Below are 18,653 nucleotides of genomic sequence, written 5' to 3'. Positions count from 1 at the left end.
TAATGCAAGGATCATGGTGACGCGGATGCATTTCTTGCGGGCGCGCGGCGCGGCCTGTCGCAATCGGGGGAAAATGCCAAAATCATTGTCAGACCGGCAATATTGACACTGACTATTGCGCTCGAACCTGAAAAAATGCTCTTCTGGCTCGCGTGAATTATGTATGCATATAGGTATATTGGTTCGAGGGGACGCGGATGGCGACGACGGTTTATGACGCGGTAATCATTGGTGCGGGCCACAACGGCCTTGCGGCGGCCGTTCATCTGACCGCCAAAGGCTGGAAGGTCTGTGTTGTCGAAGCGGCCGAGGCGGCCGGCGGCGCGGTCAAGACGCAGGAGTTCACCGAGCCCGGCTTCCGGCATGATTTCGGCGCGATGAACCTTTCAATGTTCGCCGGCTCCGCCTTCTTCGCCGCCCACCGCGAGGCGTTGACGGCGGCCGGGCTGGAACTGGTGCCGGCGCCGCATTGTTTCGCCAGCGTGTTCCGTGACGCAACCGCGCTCGGCGTTGGCACGGATGTCGCCGAGACCAAAGCCGGCATTGCGGCGCTTTCGCAAAAGGATGCCGAAGCCTGGGAGCGGATGCTTGCCGATTTCTCCCGCGACGCGCCCCATATCTTCGCGCTGATGGGCGCGCCTATCCCTTCCTTTCAGACGGCCAAGGCGGTGTGGAAGGCCTGGCGGGCGCTCGGCACGGCAGGGCTTTACCGGCTGGCCCGGCTGCTTCTGGCAACCCCGCGCGATTTCCTCGACGGGCATTTCGAAAATGAAAAGCTGAAGGTGATGATGGCGACCTGGGGTCTGCACCTCGATTTCGCGCCGGATGTCGCCGGCGGCGCGCTGTTTCCCTATCTGGAATCGATGGCCAACCAGGCCTTCGGCATGGTCATCGGCAAGGGCGGCGCCGATACCATCATCCGCGCGATGACCAAGGTGGTGGAGGAGCGCGGCAGCGAAATCCTGCTCGGCGAGCGGGTCGTGGGCGTGGAACTCGATGAGGCCGGCAAGGCGACGGGCGTGTCTCTCGCCAACGGCCGGACGATTTCCGCCCGCAAGGCCGTGATTGCCAATGTGCACCCGAAGCTGCTGTTCGACGATCTCGTGCCGAAAAACAGCCGGCTTGGAGACCTTGGCGACACGTTTGACGATTTCCGCGCTGGCCCCGGCACGATGATGATCCATCTGGCGATGGACGAGCTGCCGGCTTGGTCTGCGGGCGCAGAACTCAGCGACTATGCCTATATCCACATCGCGCCCGACATGCGGATGATGTCGCGGCTTTATGCCGAGGCGATGGACGGGTTGCTGCCCGCTGAACCGGCACTCGTCGTCGGCCAGCCAACTGCGGTCGACCCCTCGCGCGCGCCAAAGGGCAAGCATGTGCTGTGGGTGCAGGTGCGGGTGCTGCCGGCCGAGATCAGGGGCGATGCGGCAGGCGAGATCACCGAGACCGACTGGGACGAGGTCAAGCATGCCTATGCCGAGCGCGTGCTCGATATCATCGAGACCCATGCGCCGGGGACACGGGCGAAGATCCGCGCAAGCGCCGTGTTCTCACCGCGCGACCTGGAGCGGGCGAACCCGAACCTGATTGGCGGCGACAGCCTGTCCGGCTCGCACCATCTCGACCAGAATTTCCTGTTTCGCCCCGCCACCGGCTATTCCCGCTACAAGACGCCGGTGCCCGCGCTCTACATGTGCGGCGCGGCGACATGGCCGGGTGCTGGAACCGGCGCCGGCTCCGGCTTCATGCTGGCGAAGATGCTGGCCGGATAGGAGCGTCGCGAAAAACATATGAGCCGCCGGAATGGCGGCTCGGCTGGGACCTGGGGTGGAAAGGCCGGTGGCTTATTCGGCTTCGCGCGCGCGGATGGCGAAGATGTTGAGCGGCGCGCCGGAGCCGTCGAGGTCACTGGAAATCAACAGCCGGCTCGGCAGCACGCCCTGGCTCGGGTCGAGGCGGATGACCATGCTGTCGCGATGGGCGGACGCGGTGAAGCGGTGGCGTTGGCAACCCTCGATCGTGCCATCGGCGCAATAGATGCCGACCGGCTGACCGCCGCCATCGGGCGCGACCGAACTGATCTCGATCAGCACCGGCCCGCTTTCCAGCATGCCGCGCACGGCGACCGGCAGCGCGATTGCCACCGCGCCGGCATCGCCGGTCGCATTGGAGGCAATCTCAACGGCGGGGGCATCATCGAATGTAACGGTCTCAAGACTTGCCTGCGAACCGGGCGTCAGCACATTCGCCGTGCCCGGCTGGAAGATCGTGGTCCAACCCGAAGCGCCTTCGAAATCCTCGGCCTCGATGCGCGGGGCGGGATTGGGAACGGCGGTATCGAGGCGTTCGGGGTTGAGCGCGAAATTGGAATCGACCACCCACCATCCGCCGAGCAGCAGGAAGGCGATCACGATCACGCCGATCATCATGGCGGTCAGCGTCCGTCGCCGCCGCACCGGCTTCTGGTGCCTCTCGGCCTTCGCCGCCGCCTTGCGCTGTTTGCGCGATATGCGGCGCGGGCGCGGGTCGGCCTTCACGCTGCCGGCAAGCGGCGCGCGGTCTTCGTCCGTCACCGCGATATCGCCCATCGGCGACAGCGCCTCGCGGTCCAGATGACCGCTTTCCACCTGCGGCGCCATGGTGAAGCCGGCCTCGGTGAAATCGACATTGTCCGCCTCCTCCGAGGCAATCACAGGGCTTTCGGGATAGGCGAAATGGGCGTCCGGTTCCGCTTCGAAAGCCGGTTCGGCCGTAAAGCTGTCGCCGGGCGTGATCGCGCCGATCTCGTCTTCGAGCGAGGGGGCGGGCTTTTCCGGCGCGCGGCCGACGGCGAAGGGATCATCGAACACGGGCCGGGCAGGGGCCTTCTGGGCCTCGCGCGCCTTGCGGGCGGCGGCTGCCTCTTCCTGTTCGATCGCGGTGATGATGTCGTCGAGCCTGCGGCGCTGGCGGGCAACCGCGCCGGGCTCGGTTATGTTCTGGTTGGCAAGGCCCTTTTCCAGCGCCTGCCGTGCGGATTGATAGACCCGGGCGCGCTGGTTGGCGTCCCGCCGGTCGGTGTTTTCCAGCGCTGTCCTGATGGCTGTTTCAAGTCCGCTCACTTTATCTTCCCGTCCGTTGAAGCTGGCTTATCGCTTTTGACAGTGTTTCAGCCGCGTGATCAAGGCAAAATACCGTCAGCGCCACCGTTCAACGCATAACCGGTTCAAACCGTTGCAAAACGCGGCGAAAAATGCCTCTTTTGCGGAAGAGAGTGAACGCGCCGTGAAAGTCACGGCCAAACCGGGGAAGGCCGTGTCGCAAACGTTCCGCCTTGACGATCTGATGCAGATGGCCCGCGAAGAGGGCCGGATTGTGGCCGAGGATGCCGCAAGACGCCTCGGCGTCACCGTGCAGACCATCCGCCGCGACCTGCTGACACTCGCCAAACGAGGCAAGCTCACCCGCGTTCATGGCGGCGCGGTGCTGCCGTCTGGCACTGCCAATATCGGTTATGACGACCGCCGGGCGCTCTATGCCGCCGAAAAGGCGGCGATTGCCGAGGCCTGCGCCGCGGCGATCCCGGAAAACGCCGCGATCTTCATGAATATCGGCACGACGATGGAGGCGGTGGCGGCGAGGCTGCTCGGCCACAAGAACCTTGTCGTCGTCACCAACAACATCAATGTCGCCAATATCCTGGTCGCCAATCCCGGCTGCGAGATCGTGGTGGCGGGCGGGCAGTTGCGCCGCGCCGATGGCGGGCTGGTCGGTCCGCTCGCCAACCGCATCGTCGAGCAGTTCAAGTTCGATCTTGCCGTAATCGGCTGTTCGGCGATCGATGGCGATGGCGACCTGCTGGATTTCGACATAATGGAGGTCGGCGTCAGCCAGACGGCGATCCGCCGCGCCCGCAAAACCGTGCTCGTCGCCGACCATTCCAAATTCGCCCGCACCGCGCCGGCGCGGATCGCCAGCCTTGCCGATATCGCCACATTCTTCACCGATCAGCGCCTTTCCGCACCGCTTGCCGAACGCTGCCGGGAGTGGGGGACCGAAGTCGTGGTGTCGGGCGGGCGGCAGGTGGCCGCTTCAGGCTAGTCCCCGGGCGACCAGCGAACGGCCCATATCGCCGATCATGGTTTCGGCGGAACGGGGCGGGCGGCCGAGAAGTGCCGCGCCGCGGCTTGAATCGAGCGCGGGCGCGTAGCCGAGTTCGTTAATATTGGCTCTGATATCGCCATCGAACAGCGCCAGCAAGCGCACGAGAAAGTCGGGCGCCTTGCGTTTCGGGATCCTGCCGGCGCGTTCGGGCACTTCGCGGGCGAGCGTCGCGGCGAGCGCGGCGAGATCCATATTGGAAAAGGCGGCGGGATTTCGTTTGCCGAGCGCATCCGGCGCCGTCAGCGCCGCGACATGAATGCGGGCGAGGTCGCGGACGTCGACCATGTGCAGGTGAAGGCGCGGGAGCATCGGCACATCGCCCTTCATCAGCCTGACGAACAGCGCGCCCGATGTGCCCGGGTCGTCGTCCAGCAGCGGCCCCAGGATAAAGCCGGGATTGATGACGGCAAGGGCAAGGCCATCATGTTCGGCGATTTCCCAGGCCTTGCGCTCGGCCAGCACTTTGGAAAGCTGATAGGCGTTGAGCCGGCCCTCATCCGGGTTCGGCCAGTCGTCGGGGCCGAGCGCATTTTTCCTGCTCGTCGGACCCCGGCCGTTGACAATCGCGACGGAGGAACTTGTCAGCACCGCCCGCTCGACGCCCGCCCGTCTAGCGGCGCCCAAGGCCCGTTCGGTTCCGCTCACGGCGGGGTAGACCAGTTCGTCGGGGTCTTTCGGCATCGTGGTCACGAAGGGCGAGGCGCTGTGGATCACGAAACGGGCGCCGTGCGCGGCATCGTGCCAGCCCTCGTCCTCGGTCAGGTCGAGCGTCACGAATTCAAGTCGCGATGTGTCGGCGCCAGCCTCTTCCAGCGCCTTGCGGGTCGCTTCCGCCCGCTCCCCGTTTGCGCCCGGATTGCGCAGGCTTCCGCGCACGCTATAACCGGCATTGAGAAGTTCGACGGCGATATGGCCGCCAAGAAAGCCGGTAATGCCGGTCAGAAGGACAATATCGTTCATTTCGGACTCCGCAATTGAACGTTTTGAACTATATATGTTCATATCGTTCAATTTAGGCGATATGCAAGAGGAAAAACAGTGCCGGCTCCAAAATCAGAAGCGCGAACGAAAAAAATACTGGCGGCGGCCCAGGCCGAGTTTCTGGCAAACGGCCTGCGCGCCACCACCATGCAGGGCATCGCCAAGCGCGCGGGCGTCGCCAAACCCACGCTCTACGCCTATTTCCCGGACAAGGAGGCGGTGTTTCAGGCGACGCTTGCCGCGGTGCTGGACGACATGAAAGCGGAAGCCGAAAAAACGCTGGACGGTCCCGGCAGCGCTGTCGAGCGCGCGGCGTCGGCGCTGGAGAACAAGTATTCCCGCATGGCGGCGCTGCTGAGCAACTCCCCGCATGCCGGCGAGCTTCTCGACAATACCGAGGCCTTCGCCGAACAGGCGCTGGCGGAAATCAATGCCTGGCTTTCCGCAAGGCTCGCCGAATTGCTCGCCGGCGAAGGGTGGCCGCGCGATCAGGCCAGCCGCCGCGCGGACCTGGTGCTTGCCTGCGTCGACGGTCTGTTTGGGGCCTATGCCGGCAGCCGCATCGAGCCCGCCGATGTCGGCTTCGTCGTGCGGCGGCTGCTTGCCGCTCCATGACGCGCGCCACATCGGTAGGGCCTATAATACCGGCGCTTTGGAACATTCCGCCCGCGAGCGGCTTTCTTCTGCTGTTAACGAAATTTCTGAAACCGTTATTTTTAGCAGGATCGCGCTCGCCGGTGCGGCGCTGGAGTGGAGCTTGACTGTATGACGACCTTGAAGGGCATGACCTGGACCCATCCGCGCGGCTTCGAGCCTCTGGCGGCGAGCGCGGATGAATGGCGGGAGAAGACCGGCGTCGAGGTCAAGTGGGAAAAGCCCGGCCTCGAGGAGCTGGAGGATCTGACGCCGGTCGATATCGCCCGCGACTATGACCTGATCGTCATCGATCATCCCCATCTCGGGCAGATCACGGCCGACAATTGCCTCGCGCCTCTCGATGTCGAGGGTCGGGAGGATGAGCGCGAGGCGATGAAAGAGGGGTCGGTTGGCGGCGCCTTCGAGGCCTTTCATTACAAGGCGCATCAATGGGCGTTTCCGATCGATGTCGACGCGCAGGTCATGGCCTACCGCCCCGACCGTGCCCCCAGCCTGCCGGAAAACTGGGATGACCTCGTCGAACTTGCCGAAGACGGCCATGTGCTGCTGCCGCTCAGGCCGCCGCATAACCTGCTGACATTCTTCACGCTCGCCGCCAATGCCGGCACGCCCTGCCGCAATGATGGCGCCGGGAACCTGATCGCCGAAGATGACGGCATTGCCGCCTATGAACGCCTGGTCGCGCTTGCGCGGCTCGTTCCCGAGGACAATCAGGCGATGGACCCGGTCGGGGTTCTGGAGGCGCTTTCGGCGCCCGATACCCAGGCCAGCATCTCGCCCTATGTCGCCGGCTACGCGCTCTATGCGCGCGACGGGTTTCGCCATCACCGGCTCGGCTTTACCAATATGCCGGGGCTGGGCGAGCGCGGCCCGGCGGGATCGGTGCTCGGCGGAACCGGCATCGCCGTCTCTGCCTTCAGCGAAAACCGCGACGCGGCGATCGACTATGCCTACTGGATCGCAAGCGGCCCGGTGCAGGCAACGCTCTACGCTGGAGCCGGCGGCCAGCCGGGCCATGCCGATGGCTGGAAAAGCCTTGAGGTCAACAGCGCCGTCAACGGCTTCTATCGCAATATCGCCGATACAGCCGCCCACGCCTATATGCGTCCGCGCCACAATGGCTATATCCGTTTCCAGCGCGAAGCCTCGGATGTGCTCAACGAGGCATTGCGCACCGATGCGCCCGCCATCGCCGTCATCGGCCGGCTCAACAAGCTGTTCGAGGACAGTTTCTGATGTGAATTTCCGCGCCTGAAAACTGCCGCGGGAATTTTTGATTTACGTACATCAAACGGCGCGCTATAAGGGAGGCATAACAAGGTCCGGACCGCGGACCGCGGAGGAAATCGTCAGGCGGGGGAGACATGCGCCCGACAGTGCATGACATAGCCATCAAGGCAGGCGTCAGTCTGGCGACCGTGGACCGCGTCATGAACGGCCGGCCCGGCGTGCGCGAAAAGACGAAGGCAAAGGTCGAGGAGGCGATCCGCTCGCTCGGTTATGTGCGCGATGTCGCCGCCGCCAATCTCGCCAAGGGCCGGGTCTATCCCTTCACCTTCATCCTGCCGCTCAACGACAACGCCTTCATGGCGGCGCTGCGCGCGGCCGTCGAACAGGCCGGCGAACGCGGGCGGATCGAGCGCACCGAGATCAGCATCATCGACGTGCCGGCCTTTGACGGCGATGCGCTGGCGAAAGCGCTGATCGCGGCGGGCGAGAAAGAGCCCGCCGGCATCGCGCTGGTCGCGGTCGATGCCGATCCCGTGCGCGCGGCCGTCGGCGCGCTGAAGAAGAAGGGCATTCCGGTCGTCACCCTGGTCTCCGATCTGGAGGATAGCGGCCGTGACCATTATGCAGGCGTCGACAACCAGGCGGCCGGCCGCACCGCCGCGACCCTGCTTGGCCGGTTCATCGGTCCGCGCGCCGGGCGCATCGCCATTCTCGTCGGTTCGCTTTCTGTGCGCGACCACCAGAACCGGCTTTCCGGTTTTTCCGAGGGTATGGCGCTCGATTTTCCGCACCTCCAGCTCACCGCGCCCATGGAGGGTCGTGACGACGCTGCATTTGCGGAGCGGCTGGTGGATGAGGCGCTGGCCCGCGACCCCGATATCATCGGCATTTACAGCCTGGGCGCGGGCAATCGCGGCCTGATCGCGGCGCTGGAAAAGGCGCGCGCCAGTGGCCGCGAAATCGTCACGATCGCGCACGAGCTTTCCGATCATTCGCGCGCCGCGCTCGAAAACGGCCTTTTCGACGCGGTGTTGAACCAGGACGCCGGCCATGAGGTCAGAAGCGCGATCCGGGTGCTGAAGGCCGAGGCCGACGGCGTGCCGGTGATCGCCGCGCAGGAACGCATCCGCATCGACATTTTCATCAAGGACAATCTGCCCTGAGGGGCGGGAAAGGGAAGAACGCCATGTATCTCGGGCTCGATCTCGGAACCTCCAGCCTGAAGGCCATGCTGATCGATGACGGCCAGACCGTGATCGCCAGCGCCGATGCGGCCTTGTCGGTCGCGCGGCCGCATCACGGCTGGTCGGAGCAGGACCCGGCGGACTGGATCGCCGCCTGCCGGATCGCCGTCGGCCGTCTCGCCGAACGCCATCCGGGCGAGCTTGCGGCGGTCAGGGGCATCGGCCTGTCCGGCCATATGCACGGCGCCACGATCCTTGACGGCGACGGCGCGGTGTTGCGCCCCTGTATTCTGTGGAACGACACGCGGTCCTATGTCGAGGCTGCCCAGCTTGATGACGATCCGCGCTTCCGTGCGATTACCGGCAATATCGTGTTTCCCGGCTTCACCGCGCCGAAACTGGTTTGGGTCAAGAAGAACGAGCCCGAGATTTTCGCCAAGGTCGGCAAGGTGCTGCTGCCGAAGGACTATCTGCGCTACTGGCTGACCGGCGAATACATCTCCGAAATGTCGGATTCGGCCGGCACCTCCTGGCTCGACACCGCAAAGCGCGACTGGTCGGACGAGCTTCTTGCCGCCACCGATCTGTCCCGGTCGCAGATGCCGGCGCTGGTCGAGGGGTCGGAGGTCGGCGGCACGCTGAGATCCGCGCTTGCCGCCGAATGGGGCATGACCGGGCCGGTCGTGGTGGCCGGCGGGGCGGGCGACAACGCGGCGTCCGCCTGCGGCATGGGCACGGTTGCCGATGGCGCGGCTTTCGTCTCGCTCGGCACCTCCGGCGTGCTGTTTGCCGCCAATGACCGTTACCGACCAAAGCCCGAAAGCGCGGTCCACGCCTTCTGCCACGCGCTGCCCGGCACATGGCACCAGATGGGCGTTATCCTGTCGGCCACCGACACGCTGAACTGGTACGCGAAGATCACCGACAAGAGCCCGGCGGAGCTTTCGACCGAGGTCGGCGACACGCTACAGGTACCCGGCGACGTCACCTTCCTGCCCTATCTTTCCGGCGAACGCACGCCGCACAATGACGCGGAGATCCGCGGCGCGTTCATCGGCCTTGCCCATGAAAGCGACCGCCCGGCCATGACCCGCGCGGTGATGGAAGGGGTGGCCTTTGCGCTGCGTGACAATCTCGAGGCGCTGCGCTCCGCCGGAACCGAGCTTTCAAGGATCACCGCGATCGGCGGCGGCTCGCGTTCGCGCTACTGGCTGAAGGCGGTGGCGACCGCGCTCGACCTGCCGATCGACATTCCCGCCGATGGCGATTTCGGCGCGGCCTTTGGCGCGGCACGGCTCGGCATGCTGGCGGCGACCGGCGGCGATCCGCTTGCCGTCTGCACGCCGCCCAAGACGGCGGAAACGGTGGAGCCGGAAACCGCGCACAAGGCCGCCTTCGAGGAGGCCTATCAGCGCTACCGCGCGCTCTATCCGGCGATCCGCGCCGTCACGAAGGCCTGACGCAAAACACTGAAATGAACCCGGCATGCCCGCGCGGCAATCGGCCGGATTTGAGAATAACCGAATGGGAGAATTGATATGAGCACCGGTTTTTTCGGCGATATCGCCAAGATTAAATATGAAGGCCCGGACAGCGACAATCCGCTGGCCTTCCGCCACTACAATCCCGACGAGGTCGTCCTCGGCAAGCCGCTGAAGGAGCATCTGCGCTTCGCGGTTGCCTATTGGCACTCGCTGGCATGGGAGGGCGGCGATCCCTTTGGCGGACGCACCTTCGACCGGCCGTGGTATGATGGCGGCGTGGAAAAGGCCAAACTCAAGGCTGACGTCGCGTTTGAACTGTTCTCGCTGCTCGGCGCGCCCTATTACTGCTTCCACGATGCCGATGTGCGCCCGGAAGGCGGCAATTTCGCCGAGAGCACGAAGAACCTCAACGAGATCGTCGATTATTTCGCCAAGAAGCAGGAAGAGACCGGTGTCAAGCTTCTGTGGGGCACGGCCAACCTGTTCTCCCACCGCCGCTTCATGTCGGGCGCTTCGACCAATCCCGATCCGGACGTGTTCGCCTACTCCGCCGCCACCATCAAGACCTGCATGGACGCCACCATGAAGCTCGGCGGCGAGAATTATGTGCTGTGGGGCGGCCGCGAGGGTTACGAGACCCTGCTCAACACCGATATGAGCCGCGAATTCGACCAGATGGCGCGCATGCTGTCGATGGTGATCGAGTACAAGCACAAGATCGGCTTTACGGGCCAGATCCTGGTCGAGCCCAAGCCGCAGGAGCCGACCAAGCACCAGTATGATTACGACGTCGCCACGGTCTACGGTTTCCTGCAGAAATACGGGCTTGAGAAGGAAGTGAAGCTCAATATCGAGCAGGGCCATGCCATTCTCGCCGGCCACACCTTCGAGCATGAACTTGCGCTTGCCCGCACGCTCGGCGTGCTCGGTTCGATCGACATGAACCGCAACGACTACCAGTCCGGCTGGGATACCGACCAGTTCCCCAACAATGTGCCGGAAATGGCGCTCGCCTATTATCAGGTTCTGCTGGCCGGCGGCTTCACCTCCGGCGGCACCAATTTCGACGCGAAGCTGCGCCGCCAGTCGATCGATCCGGCGGACCTGCTCTACGGCCATATCGGCGGCATGGATTGCTGCGCGCGCGGGCTGAAGGCCGCCGCCCGAATGATCGAGGACGGCGCGCTGTCAAAGCCGCTCGACGAGCGCTATGCCGGCTGGAACGGCGATACCGCAAAGAAGATGCTCTCCGGCGAAATGACGCTGGAAGATATCGCCGCCATGGTGGAGAAGGACGATATCAACCCCGAACCGAAATCGGGCCGCCAGGAATATCTGGAAAATATCGTCAACAAATATGTGTGACGGCTGACCGCCGACGGTTGCCGAATACCGAAGAATGCGCAGGCCGGGTTTCGAAAGCTCGGCCTGCAGCGTTTTCGGACCATGGACCTTTGCCGCCCGAGCGGCTATGGATTCGCCATGAAAAAAGACGATCACCTTTTCCTGATTGACGGCTCGGGCTTCATCTTCCGCGCCTTCCACGCTCTGCCGCCGCTGACGCGCAAATCCGATGGCCTGCCGGTGGGCGCGGTTTCCGGCTTCTGCAACATGCTGTGGAAGCTTTTGACCCAGGCACGCGACACCTCCGTGGGCGTCACGCCGACGCATCTGGCCGTGATCTTCGACTATTCCTCGAAGACCTTCCGCAAGGACATCTACCCGGATTACAAGGCCCATCGGCCGCCGCCGCCGGAGGATCTGGTGCCGCAGTTCGCGCTGATTCGCGAGGCGACGCGCGCCTTCAACCTGCCCTGCATCGAGATGGAGGGCTATGAGGCCGACGACATTATCGCCACCTATGCGCGGATGGCGGTGGAAGCGGGCGGCGACGCCACCATCATCTCCTCCGACAAGGATCTGATGCAGCTCGTCGGCCCCAAGGTGCACATGTATGACGGCATGAAGGACCGCCAGATCGGCGTGCCGGAAGTGATCGACAAATGGGGCGTGCCGCCGGAAAAGATGATCGACCTGCAGGCGCTGACGGGCGATTCGGTCGACAATGTGCCGGGCGTTCCGGGCATCGGCCCGAAGACGGCGGCGACGCTGCTTTCGGAATTCGGCGATCTCGACAATCTTCTCGCCAATGCCGAGCAGATCAAGCAGAACAAGCGTCGCGAAAACATCATCGCCAGCCGCGAACTGGTGCTGGTGTCGCGCCAACTGGTGACGCTGAAGCAGGATTGCCCGGTCGACGTGCCGCTCGACGCGCTGTCGCTGGAGCCGCAGGATGGGCCGAAGCTGGTCTCCTTCCTGAAGGCGATGGAGTTCAACTCGTTGACACGTCGCGTGGCCGAGGCGACCGGCGCCGAGGCGCAGGCGATCGAGGCGGCGACCGTCGACGTCGAATGGGGCGCTGACGCCCACGGGCCCGACCTTGATCCGAGAGAGGGCAAGGCGTCGGCCGCAGCGACCGCGCCCGGCGCGACGGATGGCAAGCGCCCGGCCGATCTTGCCGCGGCAAGGGCCGCGCGCTTTGCGTCGCTGCCGATCAAGCACGAGAATTACGAGACGATCCGCGATCTGACCGCGCTCGAAGGCTGGATCGAGACCGCGCGCGAACGCGGCCTTGTCGCCTTCGATACCGAGACCACCTCGCTCGACGCGATGCAGGCCGAACTCGTCGGCTTCTCGCTGGCGCTCTACGACGAGGATGCCGCCGATGATGGCGCGGTGATCCGCGCGGCCTATGTGCCGCTCACCCACAAGGCCGGCCAGGACGATCTGCTCGGCGGCGGGCTTGCCGAAGGGCAGATACCGTTCGACGCAGCACTTGCCGCTCTGAAGGGCCTGCTTGAGGACGAGGCGGTTCTGAAGATCGCCCAGAACCTCAAATATGATTATCTGGTGATGCTGCGCCACGGCATCACGGTGAAGAATTTCGACGACACCATGCTGCTTTCCTATGTGCTCGATTCCGGCATGGGCGGGCATGGCATGGACGCGCTGTCGGAAAAATGGCTCGGCCATCAGCCGATCCCCTACAAGGAGGTTGCCGGTTCGGGCCGCAACATGGTCACCTTCGATTATGTCGATATCGACCGCGCCACGGCTTACGCGGCGGAAGACGCCGATGTGACGCTCAGGCTCTGGCTGGTGCTGAAGCCCCGGCTTGCCGCCGAGCGGGTGATGACCGTCTACGAGCGGCTCGAACGGCCGCTGCTGCCGGTTCTCGCCCGCATGGAGGAGCGTGGCATTTCCGTCGACCGACAGATCCTGTCGCGGCTTTCCGGCGAACTGGCGCAGAAGGCGGCGGCACTCGAAGACGAAATCTACGAATTGGCGGGCGAGAAATTCAACATCGGCTCGCCCAAGCAGCTTGGCGATATTCTGTTCGGCAGGATGGGGCTGCCCGGCGGCAAGAAGACCAAGAGCGGGCAGTGGTCCACCGCCGTGCAGGTGCTGGATGACCTCGCCGCAGAGGGGCTTCCGCTGCCAAGCCGGATCGTCGACTGGCGGCAGATGACCAAGCTGAAATCGACCTATACCGATGCGCTGCCGGGCTATATCCATCCCCAGACCAAGCGCGTCCACACCTCCTATTCGCTGGCCTCGACCACGACGGGGCGGCTTTCCTCGTCGGAACCGAACCTGCAGAACATTCCGGTGCGCACCGCGGAAGGCCGCAAGATCCGCACCGCCTTCATCGCCAATCCGGGCCACAAGCTGCTGTCGGCCGACTACAGCCAGATCGAGCTTCGCGTGCTCGCCCATGTCGCCGATATTCCGCAGCTCCGCCAAGCCTTTGCCGATGGCATCGACATTCACGCGATGACGGCCTCGGAAATGTTCGGCGTGCCGGTGGAAGGCATGCCGGGCGATGTGCGCCGGCGTGCCAAGGCGATCAATTTCGGCATCATCTACGGCATCTCCGCCTTCGGGCTCTCCAACCAGCTCGGCATCGAGCGCTCCGAGGCGAGCGACTACATCAAACGCTATTTCGAACGCTTCCCCGGCATCCGCGACTATATGGACGCCACCAAGGAACGGGCGCGGGATGTCGGCTATGTGGAGACGATTTTCGGCCGCAAGATCCATTATCCGGAAATCAAATCCTCCAACCATCAGGTCAGAAGCTTCAACGAGCGCGCCGCCATCAACGCGCCGATCCAGGGCTCGGCCGCCGATATCATCCGCCGCGCCATGACCCGGATCGAGCCGGCGCTCGGCGAAGCAAGGCTTGCCGAGCGGGCGAAGATGCTGCTTCAGGTCCATGACGAACTGATTTTCGAGGTCGAGGACGACGCCGTCGACAAGACCCGCGCCGTGATCGTCGACATCATGGAAAACGCCGCCATGCCCGCTGTTTCGATGGCGGTTCCGCTCAAGGTCGATGCCCGCGCCGCCCACAACTGGGACGAGGCGCACTGAGTTTTTTGGAGAAGGAACGGAAATGAACCCTGCGCTCGCGGCCTATGGCGCCCTCGGTATCGCGATCGTCTGCGAGGTGATCGGTTCGACCCTTCTGCAGAAATCCTATGGCTTCACCCGGCTGTTGCCGACAATCGGCGTCGCGGTGTTCTACATCATCGCCTTCTTCTGCCTGTCGCAGGCGCTGAAGACGATACCGCTCGGCGTTGCCTATGCGATCTGGGCCGGGCTCGGCATCGTGCTGACGGCGGCTGTCAGCGTTATCGTCCTGCGCCAGAACCTCGATCTTGCCGCCTGGGTCGGCATCGCCATGATCGTCGGCGGCGTGCTGGTGATGAACCTTTTCTCCAACGCCGCCGGGCATTGACCGGGCAATCCGCGAAAAAATCGGCTCAGATTACTGATTTGTAACAAAACGGGGCCGTTGCTTCCCTTGAATCGACACATTTCGAAGTACATCTAATAACCAACGGCGCTTGATCACGCCGCTGTTCGAAGAAGGCCCGTCCCCCGCCTCTTCGGACAAAAGGACAAAGGCTCCATCCCCCTCTCCGGCCTTTGTCCAAAAAAGCAGCCGCCATGGTCAGTCCCCCCCTCCAGGCCATGGCGGCTTTTTCTTTGCCCGCTTCCCGCCCTGATCGAGGTTTTCATTCGCTTCCCACTGGCCTATGGTCCGACCATGATTTGCCCGCCTATCGGAGGTTCCCCATGGCCCAGCTAGACGCGATTTTGAAGCGCGCCGACGACAACCTGCCCTCAAGCCTCGACAAGCTGTTCGCCCTTCTGCGAATTCCGTCGATCTCCACCGATCCGGCCTATAAGGAAAAATGCGCCGAGGCCGCCGACTGGCTGGTGGCGGAATTGAAGACGCTCGGTTTTCTCGCCGAGGCCCACAAGACCAAGGGCCATCCGATGGTGGTGGCGACCAGCGAGAACGCGCCGGAAGGCGCGCCGCATGTGCTGTTTTACGGCCATTACGACGTTCAGCCCGTCGATCCGCTGTCGCTGTGGGAAGATGACCCCTTCGACCCGAAGATCAAGGACAGCGCCGCCGGCACGAAGGTGATCACCGGGCGCGGCACCAGCGACGACAAGGGCCAGTTGATGACCTTCCTCCAGGCCTGCCGGGCCTATCGCGAGGAAAATGCCGAACTGCCGGTGAAGATCACGATCATGTTCGAAGGCGAGGAGGAATCCGGTTCGCCGTCACTGCCGGCCTTCATCGAGGAGCATGGCGACCTGATCAAGGCGGATTTCGCGCTGGTCTGCGATACCGGCATGTGGGACCGCGAGACGCCGGCGATCGCCGCCACGCTGCGCGGTCTGGTGGGCGACGAGGTGGTGATCAAGGCCGCCGACCGCGATCTGCATTCCGGCTTCTTCGGCGGCGCAGCGGCCAACCCGATCCACATCCTCGCCGACATCCTCGCCGGCCTTCACGACAAGGACGGCCGGGTGACGCTGCCGGGCTTTTACGACGGCGTCGAGGAAACGCCCGAAGAGGTAAAGAAGGGCTGGGAACAGCTTGGCGAGACCGATAGCCGTTTCCTCGGCGAGATCGGGCTTTCGGTGCCGGCCGGCGAAAAGGGCCGCTCGGTGCTGGAATTGACCTGGACCCGCCCGACGGCCGAGGTCAACGGCATTACCGGCGGCTATACCGGCGAGGGCTTCAAGACCGTGATCGCGGCTGAGGCCTCCGCCAAGGTCTCGTTCCGACTTGTCGGCACACAGGACCCCGTGAAGATCCGCGAGAGCTTCCGCGCCTATGTGCGCGCAAAACTGCCGGCAGATTGCAGCGCGGAATTCCATCCCCATGGCGGTTCGCCCGCGATCCAGCTCGATTACAACGCGCCGTTCCTGAAGAAGGCGCAGGCGGCGCTTTCGCAGGAATGGCCGAAACCGGCCGTGGTGATCGGCATGGGCGGCTCGATCCCGATCGTCGGCGATTTCCAGCGCAAGCTCGGCATGGATTCGCTGCTGGTCGGCTTCGGCCTCAACGACGACCGCATCCATTCGCCCAACGAGAAATACGAACTGACCTCGTTCCACAAGGGCATCCGCTCCTGGATCCGGATCCTCGACGCGCTTTCGCGCTGAGGGGGCTGTTGGCTCTGTTGCTGGATTGTCGCTCCTCTCGCTCCACCGGCGTCACCCTCGGGCTTGACCCGAGGGTCCAGGCCACACGGAGAACGCTGCCTGGATCCTCGGGTCAAGCCCGAGGATGACACCGGATGAGTTGCGGGGTTGATCACCCGCTGAGCGATGGCCGCTAGCTCCGTTCAGCCTGCGTTAACCCTCGTTGATATCTTTTGCCGTAATGCGTCTGCGGAACCACCCGCGCCTTAATACCACCTTAAAGTGACCGGGATAGACCGGAGACGGAAACGAAAGGTGCCTGCGGCCCGTCATGGCAAGCAAGAAGAACAAGCGCGAAAGAACCGAACCCTCGCTTTTCGGCCTTGGCGGCGGAGCGCCGGCGAAGCCTGCCAAGAAGAAACGGAAGAAGTCGAAGAAGAGATCGCGCGCCGCATCCGGCAGCGGGCTGATGCGCGCACTCCGCTTCGTGTTCTACTGGGGCATGGTCGTTGCCGTCTGGGGCGCGATCGCGGTTGTCGGCATCGTCATCTATTACGGCTCAAAACTGCCGCCCGTCGATGAATGGGCGGTGCCGGACCGCGCGCCCAACGTCAAGATCGTCGCCACCGACGGCTCGCTGATCGCCAATCGCGGCGCGACCGGAGGGGAGGCGCTGTCGCTTGACGAGATGTCGCCCTTTATCCCGATGGCCGTCGTCGCGATCGAGGACCGGCGTTTTTATTCCCATTTCGGCGTCGATCCGGTCGGCATCGCCCGCGCTATGATCACCAATCTCCAGCATCGCGGTCTCGTTCAAGGCGGCTCGACGCTGACCCAGCAATTGGCCAAAAACGTGCTGCTCTCCCACGCCCAAACGCTGGAGCGCAAGGTACAGGAAGCGCTGATGGCGCTGTGGCTGGAGCATGAATACACCAAGGAGCAGATCCTGGCGATGTATCTGAACCGGGTCTATTTCGGTTCGGGCGCCTATGGCGTGGAGGCGGCCTCGCAGCGCTATTTCGATAAGTCCGCCCGCGATGTGACGCTTGGCGAGGCGGCGCTGCTGGCAGGCCTCCTGAAGGCGCCGTCGCGGCTTTCGCCCGCCCGCGATCCGGAGGCGGCGGAAGAGCGCGCCCAGGTGGTTCTGGCCGCCATGCATGACCAGAACATGATTGACGACAGCGACATGACGACCGCCATGGCCCGTGAGCCGACGCGCGCGCCAAGCTACTGGACCGGGCCGGAAAACTACGTCGCCGATATGGTGATGCAGCGCCTCGAGCCGATGATCGGCGACGTAAAGACCGATATCGTGGTCACCACCACCATCGATCCCGGCCTCGAGCGCGCCGCCGGCGAAAGCCTGAAGAGCGCGCTTGACGCGAACGGCGAGAAGGACCGGGTGGAGCAGGGGGCGCTGGTTTCCGTCGATGCCACCGGCGCGATCCGGGCGCTGGTCGGCGGGCGCGATTATTCCAAGAGCCAGTTCAATCGTGCCGTCACAGCCAAGCGCCAGCCGGGCTCGGCCTTCAAGCCATTCGTTTATGCCGCCGCACTGGAAATCGGCGACCGGCCGGGCTCGGTCAGAAACGATGCGCCGATCACCATCGATGACTGGACGCCGGAAAACTACGAAAAGACCTATTCCGGGCCGATGACGCTGACGAATGCACTGGCGCACTCCGTCAACACCATCGCCGCGCAACTGGTGATGGAGGCAAGCCCCGGCTATGTGGTCGACGTTGCCCACAGGCTCGGCATCACTTCGGATATCACCGCCAATGCCTCGCTGGCACTCGGCACCTCCGAAGTGTCGCTGCTTGAGTTGACCGGGGCCTATACCGCCTTCATGAATGGCGGTTTCAAGGCCACCCCCTATCTGATCGAAAGCGTGAAGACCACGGACGGCCAGTCGCTCTACCAGGCCGTGCCCCCGGTGCCGCAGCGGGTGCTCTCACCCCAGACCGCGGCGAACATGAACGCCATGCTGATGCGGGTGGTGACCGAGGGCACCGGCAGGGCCGCGCAGATCCCCGGCTGGCAGGTGGCGGGCAAGACCGGCACGACGCAATCCTCCCGCGATGCGCTGTTCGTAGGCTTCACCGCCAATCTGACAACCGGCGTCTGGGTCGGCAATGACGACAATTCGCCGATGCGCCATGTTACCGGCGGCAAGCTTCCGGCCCGGATATGGCAGGACTATATGGCGACCGCGCATCGCGGCCTGCAACCGCAGCCGCTTTATGGCGGCGGCAGGATTATCGAGCCGAGGGCTGCGCCGCCGGCAAATGACAATGACCCGAAGACGCTGGTCGAGCTTCTCGGCAGCCTCAATGATGGCGGCGCGTCGGCAACCCCGCCGGCCGATGTGGGAAGCGGAAGCGCAGAGCCGCAACGCAAGCGCCGCACGCTGATGGATATTCTCGGCGGCGGCTGAGCGCGCGCCGCCCTTTTTCGA

The 18,653-nt window shown here is 64.1% G+C and carries 13 protein-coding genes; 11 read left to right on the top strand and 2 right to left on the bottom strand.

Features of this window, described 5'->3' with window-relative positions; genetic code table 11:
- Positions 1 to 197: 197 nt before the first annotated feature.
- A complete protein-coding gene (locus K7H91_RS05130) occupies positions 198 to 1,778 on the top strand; it encodes a phytoene desaturase family protein (protein ID WP_230719136.1) in 1,581 nt (526 codons plus the stop codon).
- A gap of 72 nt (positions 1,779 to 1,850) precedes the next feature.
- Here the strand turns inward: K7H91_RS05130 and K7H91_RS05125 are convergent, their stop codons facing one another.
- Positions 1,851 to 3,107: a hypothetical protein gene (locus tag K7H91_RS05125; RefSeq protein ID WP_230719135.1), complete on the bottom strand. Its 1,257-nt coding sequence runs from the start codon at positions 3,105 to 3,107 to the stop codon at positions 1,851 to 1,853.
- A 193-nt stretch (positions 3,108 to 3,300) separates the two neighbouring features.
- Between K7H91_RS05125 and K7H91_RS05120 the strand changes: the two genes are divergently transcribed.
- Positions 3,301 to 4,086: a DeoR/GlpR family DNA-binding transcription regulator gene (locus tag K7H91_RS05120; RefSeq protein ID WP_230719134.1), complete on the top strand. Its 786-nt coding sequence runs from the start codon at positions 3,301 to 3,303 to the stop codon at positions 4,084 to 4,086.
- Here K7H91_RS05120 and K7H91_RS05115 read toward each other — a convergent pair.
- On the bottom strand, positions 4,078 to 5,109 hold the full coding sequence (locus tag K7H91_RS05115; RefSeq protein WP_230719133.1) for an NAD-dependent epimerase/dehydratase family protein: 1,032 nt from the start codon (positions 5,107 to 5,109) through the stop codon (positions 4,078 to 4,080). The genes K7H91_RS05120 and K7H91_RS05115 overlap by 9 nt on opposite strands.
- A gap of 78 nt (positions 5,110 to 5,187) precedes the next feature.
- Between K7H91_RS05115 and K7H91_RS05110 the strand changes: the two genes are divergently transcribed.
- The 9 genes from K7H91_RS05110 to K7H91_RS05070 all read left to right on the top strand — a co-directional run bounded on the left by K7H91_RS05110 (position 5,188) and on the right by K7H91_RS05070 (position 18,632).
- Entirely contained in the window at positions 5,188 to 5,745 is a 558-nt protein-coding gene (locus tag K7H91_RS05110) for a TetR/AcrR family transcriptional regulator (RefSeq protein ID WP_230719132.1), read from the top strand.
- Positions 5,746 to 5,895: 150 nt separating this feature from the next.
- A complete protein-coding gene (locus K7H91_RS05105; RefSeq protein ID WP_230719131.1) occupies positions 5,896 to 7,023 on the top strand; it encodes an extracellular solute-binding protein in 1,128 nt (375 codons plus the stop codon).
- 128 nt (positions 7,024 to 7,151) lie between these two features.
- Complete coding sequence (locus tag K7H91_RS05100; RefSeq protein ID WP_230719130.1) at positions 7,152 to 8,180, top strand: LacI family DNA-binding transcriptional regulator; 1,029 nt, start codon at positions 7,152 to 7,154, stop codon at positions 8,178 to 8,180.
- Between the two features lie 23 nt (positions 8,181 to 8,203).
- Complete coding sequence (gene xylB / locus K7H91_RS05095) at positions 8,204 to 9,661, top strand: xylulokinase (RefSeq protein WP_230719129.1); 1,458 nt, start codon at positions 8,204 to 8,206, stop codon at positions 9,659 to 9,661.
- A 78-nt stretch (positions 9,662 to 9,739) separates the two neighbouring features.
- Complete coding sequence (gene xylA, locus K7H91_RS05090) at positions 9,740 to 11,050, top strand: xylose isomerase (RefSeq protein WP_230719128.1); 1,311 nt, start codon at positions 9,740 to 9,742, stop codon at positions 11,048 to 11,050.
- A 117-nt stretch (positions 11,051 to 11,167) separates the two neighbouring features.
- Positions 11,168 to 14,119, top strand: coding sequence for a DNA polymerase I (gene polA / locus K7H91_RS05085; RefSeq protein WP_230719127.1), 2,952 nt, complete (start codon positions 11,168 to 11,170; stop codon positions 14,117 to 14,119).
- Between the two features lie 22 nt (positions 14,120 to 14,141).
- The gene (locus tag K7H91_RS05080; protein ID WP_230719126.1) at positions 14,142 to 14,486 is read left to right on the top strand and encodes a DMT family transporter; all 345 of its coding nucleotides are present in this window, start codon (positions 14,142 to 14,144) and stop codon (positions 14,484 to 14,486) included.
- Positions 14,487 to 14,827: 341 nt separating this feature from the next.
- On the top strand, positions 14,828 to 16,216 hold the full coding sequence (locus K7H91_RS05075) for a dipeptidase (protein WP_230719125.1): 1,389 nt from the start codon (positions 14,828 to 14,830) through the stop codon (positions 16,214 to 16,216).
- A gap of 310 nt (positions 16,217 to 16,526) precedes the next feature.
- Positions 16,527 to 18,632 carry a transglycosylase domain-containing protein gene (locus tag K7H91_RS05070; RefSeq protein ID WP_230719124.1) on the top strand — a complete coding sequence of 702 codons (2,106 nt, stop codon included), beginning with the start codon at positions 16,527 to 16,529 and terminating at the stop codon, positions 18,630 to 18,632.
- The last annotated feature ends 21 nt before the right edge of the window (positions 18,633 to 18,653 follow it).

The sequence above is a fragment of the Martelella mediterranea genome (assembly GCF_021021415.1).
Classification (GTDB): domain Bacteria; phylum Pseudomonadota; class Alphaproteobacteria; order Rhizobiales; family Rhizobiaceae; genus Martelella; species Martelella mediterranea_C.
The sequence above is the reverse complement of the archived record's forward strand: the minus strand, read 5'-3'. Positions and strand labels throughout refer to the sequence as shown.

Excerpts from the sequence above, each read along its gene's own strand:
- polA (WP_230719127.1), top strand. The coding sequence starts at position 11,168 with ATGAAAAAAGACGATCACCTTTTCCTGATTGACGGCTCGGGCTTCATC.
- xylB (WP_230719129.1), top strand. The coding sequence starts at position 8,204 with ATGTATCTCGGGCTCGATCTCGGAACCTCCAGCCTGAAGGCCATGCTG.
- K7H91_RS05080 (WP_230719126.1), top strand. The coding sequence starts at position 14,142 with ATGAACCCTGCGCTCGCGGCCTATGGCGCCCTCGGTATCGCGATCGTC.
- K7H91_RS05105 (WP_230719131.1), top strand. The coding sequence starts at position 5,896 with ATGACGACCTTGAAGGGCATGACCTGGACCCATCCGCGCGGCTTCGAG.
- K7H91_RS05075 (WP_230719125.1), top strand. The coding sequence starts at position 14,828 with ATGGCCCAGCTAGACGCGATTTTGAAGCGCGCCGACGACAACCTGCCC.
- K7H91_RS05070 (WP_230719124.1), top strand. The coding sequence starts at position 16,527 with ATGGCAAGCAAGAAGAACAAGCGCGAAAGAACCGAACCCTCGCTTTTC.
- K7H91_RS05115 (WP_230719133.1), bottom strand. The coding sequence starts at position 5,109 with ATGAACGATATTGTCCTTCTGACCGGCATTACCGGCTTTCTTGGCGGC.
- K7H91_RS05130 (WP_230719136.1), top strand. The coding sequence starts at position 198 with ATGGCGACGACGGTTTATGACGCGGTAATCATTGGTGCGGGCCACAAC.
- xylA (WP_230719128.1), top strand. The coding sequence starts at position 9,740 with ATGAGCACCGGTTTTTTCGGCGATATCGCCAAGATTAAATATGAAGGC.
- K7H91_RS05100 (WP_230719130.1), top strand. The coding sequence starts at position 7,152 with ATGCGCCCGACAGTGCATGACATAGCCATCAAGGCAGGCGTCAGTCTG.